This window comes from Sphingopyxis sp. KK2 (assembly GCF_001990265.1).
Classification (GTDB): Bacteria; Pseudomonadota; Alphaproteobacteria; order Sphingomonadales; family Sphingomonadaceae; genus Sphingopyxis.
On sequence record NZ_LYVN01000174.1, the window covers coordinates 1 to 7,136 of the forward strand.

Genomic DNA, 7,136 nt, shown 5'->3' on the forward strand with positions numbered 1-7,136 from the left:
TTCTTGTAGTGCGCGCGCTCCCCGACATCGCCGGCGTGACGCTGCGCGTCGCGCGCGCGCACTACAAGAATTGGGACCGCTGCGACCTCACCTACGCCGAACTCGCCCCGGGCACCGCCGTCGCGGGGGTCTTCACGCGCAATGTCTGCTGCTCGTCCGAAGTCGAACTCGGCCGCGAGCAGGTCAAGGACGGCACCGCCCGCGCGCTGATCGTCAACGCGGGCAACAGCAACGCCTTCACCGGCTATCGCGGGCGCGAAGCGGTCGAACAGATCATGGGCCAGGTCGCCGACCATCTCGGCTGCGCAGCCACCGACGTCTTCGTCAGCTCGACCGGCGTCATCGGCGTGCCGCTGCCCAAGGACAAAGCGCGCGCCGGGGTCGAGGCCGTGCTCACCGCCGCGCCCTGCACATGGGAGGCCGCCGCCGAAACCATCTGCACGACCGACACCTTCGCCAAGGGATCGGCCGCGCGCGCGGTGATCGGCGAGCGCACTGTGCAGGTCGCGGGCATCGTCAAGGGATCGGGCATGATCGCCCCCGACATGGCGACGATGCTCGGCTATATCTTCACCGACGCCGCGGTCGCGCCGCCGCTGCTGCAGGCGATGCTGACGGAGGCGACCGGCGGCAGCTTCAACAGCATCACCGTCGACAGCGACACCTCGACCAGCGACACCGTGCTGCTCTTCGCCACCGGGCAAGCCGGCAATCCGGTTCTCGAATCGTGGGACGATGCCGGCGCCGACGCGCTCTACGCCGCGATCCGCCAAGTGTCGCTCGACCTCGCGCACCAGGTCGTGCGCGACGGCGAGGGCGCGTCGAAATTCATCGAGATTCAGGTGACCGGTGCGGCCGACGACCACAGCGCCAAGCGCGTCGCGCTCGCCATCGCCAATTCGCCGCTCGTGAAGACCGCGATCGCCGGCGAGGACGCCAACTGGGGCCGCGTCGTGATGGCGGTGGGCAAGGCCGGCGAACCCGCCGACCGCGACCGCCTCGCGATCCGCTTCGGCGACCATTGGGTCGCGAAACAGGGCCTGCCCGTCGACGGCTATGACGAAGCGCCGGTCGCCGCGCACCTCAAGGGCCTCGAAGTCCGCATCGGCGCCGACCTCGGACTCGGCGACGGCCGCGCGACCGTATGGACCTGCGACCTGACGCACGGCTACATCAGCATCAACGCCGATTACCGGAGCTGAGCCGATGCTGACGATCTGGGGCCGCCTCAATTCGCACAATGTGAAGAAGGTCGCGTGGTTCGCGGTCGAGCTCGGCATCGACTTCGTGCGCCACGACGTCGGCGGCGCGTTCGGCATGGACGCGGCCTATCGCGCCAAGAATCCCAACGCGCTGATCCCGACGATCGACGACGGCGACGTCACGTTGTGGGAATCGAATGCGATCCTGCGCTACCTCGCCGCGAAACATGGGGGCGACCTTTTCTGGCCGACCGATCCCGCCGCCCGCGCCGTCGGCGACAAATGGATGGATTGGCAGGCGGGCTATGCCGACGCGCAGCGCGACGCCTTCATGGGCCTCGTCCGCAAGGCGCCCGAGGATCGCGACCCCGCCGCGATCGCCGCCTCGGCAAAGCGCTGCGCCGCGCAGATGGCGATCCTCGACGCCGCGCTCGCGCACTCACGCTGGCTGTCGGGCAGTGATTTCGGGATCGGCGACATTCCGATGGGCGTCTATGCCCACACCTGGTTCTCGCTCGATATCGAGCGCCCCGCGCTGGCTCATGTCGAAGACTGGTATGCGCGGATCAAGACGCGGCCCGGCTATGCCGAACAGGTGATGATCCCGCTGACCTGAGAAGGCGGCCCCGGCCGAAACCGGGGCCATCGCGCGATCAGAGCGCGCTTTCGAGCCAGCCCTTGAGTGCGCTCTTCGGCGCCGCGCCGACCTTGGTCTCGGCGATCTCGCCGTTCTTGAACAGGATCATCGTCGGGATACCGCGCACGCCATATTTGCCCGGCGCGTCGGGATTGTCGTCGATGTTGATCTTGGCGATCACGACCTTGCCGGCGAGTTCGTCCGAAATTTCTTCGAGCGAGGGGCCGATCATTTTGCACGGGCCGCACCATTCGGCCCAGAAATCGACGAGCACGGGGGTGTCGCTGTCGAGGACGTCGGCCTGGAAGCTCGCGTCGGTAATCGCTTTCGTACCCATAGGGTGTCTCCTGAAATTCTGCTTGGTCCCAAGCTAGGCAGTCGGCGCGTCCGGCTCAAGTCCTCAACCCGGCAAATTCGCCTTGGTTGCCAGCAAGCCCGGCTTGTGCAGCGCGAGCACCGCATCATCGAGCACGATCAGCGTCGGCCCCGCGGTGTAGAGCAACGCCGCCGCGATCCGCCGCCCGGGAAAGATCACCGCCAGCGCATCGCGATACGCCGCCATCTGCCGCAGATACGCCGGCGCGACCTCATCGGCCGACGCGGGCACATGTCGCCCGGTCTTGTAATCGACCACCATCACCGCTTCATCGGTGACGAGCAGCCGGTCGACGATCCCCGCGACCACCGCGCCGTCAACCACCGCCGACAGCGGCACCTCGGCGAGCGATCCCGGTCCGAAGATCGACGCATGCGCGGGATCCTCGATCACCGCGAGCACCTCGTCGACCAGCGCGCCATGCGCCGCCGCGTCGAGGTCGGACGCCTGCACCCCCAGCCAGTGCAGCGCCGCCGCGCGCCGCCGCGCCGGCGCCACCGGCGGCAACCGCTCGAACAGCGCGTGGAGCAGCAACCCGCGCGATACCGCATCGGCGCGCGCCGTGCCCTGCGGCGGTACCGCGACATCATCCTCGCCCAGCGCCGACGGCGCGAGCGGACGCGGCGGCCGCGCTTCCTCGGGGGCGGGCCGATGCGCCCAGTCGGGAACAACGACGGGCGCCGCGACCGGCCCCTTCGCCTTCGCCGCCCGCGCCCATTTCTTCGCGTGCACCGCATGGACGCGCTTCCGTCCCCAGCGCGGCCCGGCATCTTCCCAGTCGAGTCCCATGCCTTCCATCACCGCATCGACCGCGCCGTGCCAATTGTCGGCGGGCAGCGTCCGGTCGGCGGTCTTGGTGGTCCCCGTCACGACGAGCAATTCCTCGGCGCGCGTCATCGCCACGTAAAGCAGCCGCCAATGCTCCTGCAACTCGGCGCGCGCCTTCGCGTCATGCGCCTCGGCGACCTTGCCGTGGCGCTCCTCCTTGCCGAGCGCGAAGGCAGGCAATTTGTTCCAGCCGTTCAGCGACAGGTCGAAACTCAGCCGCTTCGACGCCGGATCGTCGGTCGCATCGGCGAGGATGACGATCGGCGCCTGCAACCCCTTCGACCCATGCACCGTCATCACGCGCACGACGTCGCTGCGCGCCTCGGTCTGGCGCTTGATGTCGGCGGTGCTCGCATCGATCCGCGTCAGGAAGCCGAGCAGCGACGGAACCTCGAGTTGCTCGAAGGCCAATGCCTGTGCGAGCAGTTCGTCGATCGGGTCGCGCGCCTCGCGCCCCAGCCGCGCATAGAGCTTGCGCCGCCCGTCGATCGGCCCCGACAAAAGGCGATCGAGGAAGCGGAAGGGCGTGGTGAAATCGGCCATGCCGAGCAGGTCTCGCAGCGCAACCATCGTCTCCGCCGGAACCTCCGCCTCGCGATCACGCAGCGCGCCCCACAGCGACGATTGCCGCGCATGGGCAAAGCCGAACAGCGCCTCCTGCGACCATCCGAACAGCGGCGAGACGAGCAGCGCCGACAGGTTGAGATCGTCGAGCGGCTGCACCGCAAAGCGCATCGCCGCGAGCAGGTCCTGTACGGCGAGCGGCTGGGTCAGCGCGAAGCGGTCGACACCCGCCACCGGCACATGGCGCGACTGCAACCGCGCGACGATCCGCGCCGCAAGATCGCGGCGCCGCCGCACGAGGATCAGCACATCGCCCGGCGCTACGCTGCGCCCGTCCTTGCCGTTGGCGATCCAGTCCTGCACCTCGTCGGCGATCGCGCGCGACAGCCGCAGGCTCGCGGGATCGCTCGCGGCGGCGAGGGCGTCGGTGGGCGGCGCGCCCTCGCCGTCGTCGCTTTCCTCGACCTCGATCTCGTCTTCGGCTCCCTCGAGCGCCTTGCCGACCGGCAGCGGCTGCCACAATTCGACCCGCCCCGGATGCTCGCTCTTGAACGGCAGGTGCGGCGGCTCGTCGCTGTCGAGCCCCATCAATTCGGTCGCACGCGACGCGATCCATCGATCGACCACGTCGAGCACCGCGGGACTCGACCGGTAATTGGTCACCAGGTCGACATCTTCGAACGGTCGCCCGCCCTCCGCCGCGCGCTCGCCGAAGCGGATTCGTGCCGCCTCGAACGCCGCGGGCTCGGTGCCCTGGAAGCCGAAGATAGCCTGCTTGCGGTCGCCGACGGTGAACATCGTGCGGACACGCTCGTCCTTTGCACCCTGCCCGGCGAAGAACTCCTCGGCGAGCGACAGGACGATCGCCCATTGCCGCGCATTGGTGTCCTGCGCCTCGTCGACCAATATATGGTCGGTGCGCTGGTCGAGCTTGAAGCGCACCCAGTCGCCGAAATCGCCGCGCCCGAGCAGGTGCAGCGCGATGCCGATCAAATCGTCGAAGTCGGCAAGCCCCGCCTCGCGCTTGGCGAGCGCATAGGCCTCGGCAAAGCGGCTCCCCAAATCCCACGCCGCGGCCAGATCGTCGGCGACCGCCATCGCCGCTGCGGTCGCGACGAGCGCGTCGACCGCGCCGACGATCCGCGTCGCGGCGCCGAGGCAATCGTGCATCTTGGCCGTTTCCTTGACGAAATCGGCGCGCAGTTCGCCGGTCCCGGTCACGAAGCAACCGCGCAGTGCCGCGAGCATCGCCCCGCGACCGGCGGGGTCGGCGCGCAGCCAGTCGCCCATCAGTTCGGCGCGCGCATCGCCGGTCTTGGTGCCCCAAGCGCGCCCGCTCGCCGCGACCGCCGCGATATCGGTGTCGGCGACCAGTCCGCGTTCGAGCGCGGCGACCTGAAAGGCTGCGGCATCGCCCTGCGGCAGGCCGAGTGCATCGCGCACATCGCCCGCCTTCGGCGCAATCCGCGGCTGGTCGGCGCCGCCGAAACGCCCGGCGCAGCGCACGAGGAAGGCGATCGCAGCATCCTGCCCCATCCGCCGCGACAGCATCGCCGCGATGCTGCGCATCGCATCGCCATCGGCGTCCTGCCGACCGAGCAGCTTGCCGAGCACCTCGCGCTGCAACGCGCTCGCCTCGCTGTCCTCGAGCGGGCGAAAGCCCGGCAGGATTTTTGCTTCGAGCGGAAAGCTCGCGAGCAGAGTCTGGCAGAAGCTGTGGATCGTCTGGACGCGGATCGCGCCGCCCGGGCTGTCGATCACCGTCGCGAACAGCGACCGTGCGCGGTCGAGGATGCCGGGGGTGTCCCAGTCGGCGCCCAGCGCGCGCAGGTCGAGCCGCAGGTCGCCGTCGTCCATCCGCACCCACAAGGCCAGCCGCTCATGGATGCGGTGCGCCATTTCGGCCGCGCCCGCCTTGGTGAAGGTGATGCAGAGGATCGCCTCTGGCGACACCCCACCGAGCATCAGCCGCAGCACGCGCGCCGACAGCACCTGCGTCTTGCCGGTACCCGCCGAGGCGCCGAGCCAGACATGGTCATCGGGGTTCGCCGCCGCGCTCTGCCCGGGGTCGAGATCGAAGAGCCGCGTCATGCCGCGCCGCCCTCCTCATTCGCGCCGCCGTCGCCGCGCCCGAACCATTCGTCGCGCCGCATCAGCTGGTCGAAATCGGTATAGCGCCGCCCCGCATCGCCCGGCACGAACGGCTCCTGCCCGAGCAGGAAGCGCGCGCTGAGATCGGCGAGCGCTTCGGCCGCGCGCTCGACGGCTTCCTCGGCGGTCTTGAGCGCCCGCCGCCCACCATGCGTCGGCGACACCTTGCCCTCCTCGCCCTTCGCGCGGTCGCGCTTCAGGCTCCAATATTCGAGGGCTCCGACCTGCGCCGCGTCGAGCCCGTCGGCCTGCCCCGCCTCGGCGATCAGCCCGAGCAGTCCGAGCTGGTTGTCGAGCCCCGCCGCCGCCGCGGTGCCCGACGGCGCCGCGCCGCTCTTGTAATCGACGATCGCGAAGCTGCCGTCGGCCAGCTGGTCGATGCGGTCGGCCTTGCCGTGCAGCCGGATGCCGTCCACCACCATCGCGCCCTTGACCTCGGTCGCGACCGGCCAGCGCATCTCGCGCTCCGCCCACACCCGCTCCGCCGCCCAGCGCAGCGACGGAACGATACGCGGCAACCAGAAGGCGCGCGCCAGCGCGTCGAGCGCCGGGTCGGCGGCGAGCGCCGCCAGTTCCTTCTCCAGCGCCGCTTCGGTCATCCCGGCGCGCTGCCAATCCTCGAGCAGCTGGTGCACCCGCGTCCCGAACCATTTGGCATCGGGGCCTTGGCTCAGCGGGTCGAGCGCGCTCAGCCGCAATATCTTCGCCGCGTAAAAGGCGAAGGGATCGCGCGCGAGCTGGTCGACCCCGGTGACGCTGATCGCATCGGGCCGCGCCTCCGCGGGCGGCACGACCGCAGGCCGGACCGCCGGCAACGGATCGCCCGGCGGCACATCGAGCAGCGCCGCCAGTCCCGCCACCGGCTGCCCCGCAATCGTCGCTTCGGGCAATTCGCCCGCGAGCGCGCTCAGCCGCAGCCAGAAGCGCGAGGCGACCGCCGGGTCGCCGCCGCTGCGCTGCGCGCGCGTCACGACCACCTTGCGCGCCGCGAGCGCGCCTGCAAAGTCGTGCGCCGCCATGCCCTGCTGTCGCTCGGGCGCCGCGAGGCCGAGCAGGCGGCGGATACCCGGCGCGAGCCAGGGGTCGGGGCTCAGCGCCTGCGGCCAGCGCCCCTCGTCGAGCCCGCCGAGGATCATCACATCGGCGCGCTGCAGCCGCGCCTCGAGCAACCCCCAGATGAACAATCGCGGATGCCCGCCATAGGGTGGGCGGACACTCTCGCCTCCCAGCAGGTCGGCGAGCATCGCGGGAAAATCGGTCGGCATGACGAGCGCCGGCCCCGCGCCTTTTGCGAGCGCCCAGCGATCGAACAGGTCGGCAGGCTGGCGCCCCGCCGGCCCCGCCCACACCGCATCGCCGGTCAGCCAGTCGAGCCCCA

General features: G+C 70.3%; 5 protein-coding genes. 2 read left to right on the forward strand and 3 right to left on the reverse strand.

Going from position 1 to position 7,136, the window contains the following annotated elements; all coding sequences use genetic code 11:
* Positions 1-8: 8 nt before the first annotated feature.
* Both argJ and B1A78_RS19330 read left to right on the forward strand, forming a co-directional pair.
* Positions 9-1,202 carry a bifunctional glutamate N-acetyltransferase/amino-acid acetyltransferase ArgJ gene (gene argJ, locus B1A78_RS19325; protein WP_077148526.1) on the forward strand — a complete coding sequence of 398 codons (1,194 nt, stop codon included), beginning with the start codon at positions 9-11 and terminating at the stop codon, positions 1,200-1,202.
* Between the two features lie 4 nt (positions 1,203-1,206).
* Positions 1,207-1,818 carry a glutathione S-transferase family protein gene (locus B1A78_RS19330; RefSeq protein ID WP_077148523.1) on the forward strand — a complete coding sequence of 204 codons (612 nt, stop codon included), beginning with the start codon at positions 1,207-1,209 and terminating at the stop codon, positions 1,816-1,818.
* Between the two features lie 37 nt (positions 1,819-1,855).
* On the opposite strand, the gene trxA is transcribed toward B1A78_RS19330, so the two are convergent.
* The 3 genes from trxA to B1A78_RS19345 all read right to left on the reverse strand — a co-directional run.
* Entirely contained in the window at positions 1,856-2,176 is a 321-nt protein-coding gene (trxA, locus tag B1A78_RS19335; RefSeq protein ID WP_077148524.1) for a thioredoxin TrxA, read from the reverse strand.
* Positions 2,177-2,239: 63 nt separating this feature from the next.
* The gene (addA, locus tag B1A78_RS19340) at positions 2,240-5,698 is read right to left on the reverse strand and encodes a double-strand break repair helicase AddA (protein ID WP_077148525.1); all 3,459 of its coding nucleotides are present in this window, start codon (positions 5,696-5,698) and stop codon (positions 2,240-2,242) included.
* Positions 5,695-7,136: PD-(D/E)XK nuclease family protein (locus B1A78_RS19345; RefSeq protein ID WP_179102099.1), on the reverse strand; the 1,442-nt coding region annotated here is incomplete at its 5' end. The genes B1A78_RS19345 and addA, both read right to left, overlap by 4 nt.

Coding starts and splice junctions, on each gene's coding strand:
- B1A78_RS19330 (WP_077148523.1), top strand. CDS start 1,207: ATGCTGACGATCTGGGGCCGCCTCAATTCGCACAATGTGAAGAAGGTC.
- trxA (WP_077148524.1), bottom strand. CDS start 2,176: ATGGGTACGAAAGCGATTACCGACGCGAGCTTCCAGGCCGACGTCCTC.
- addA (WP_077148525.1), bottom strand. CDS start 5,698: ATGACGCGGCTCTTCGATCTCGACCCCGGGCAGAGCGCGGCGGCGAAC.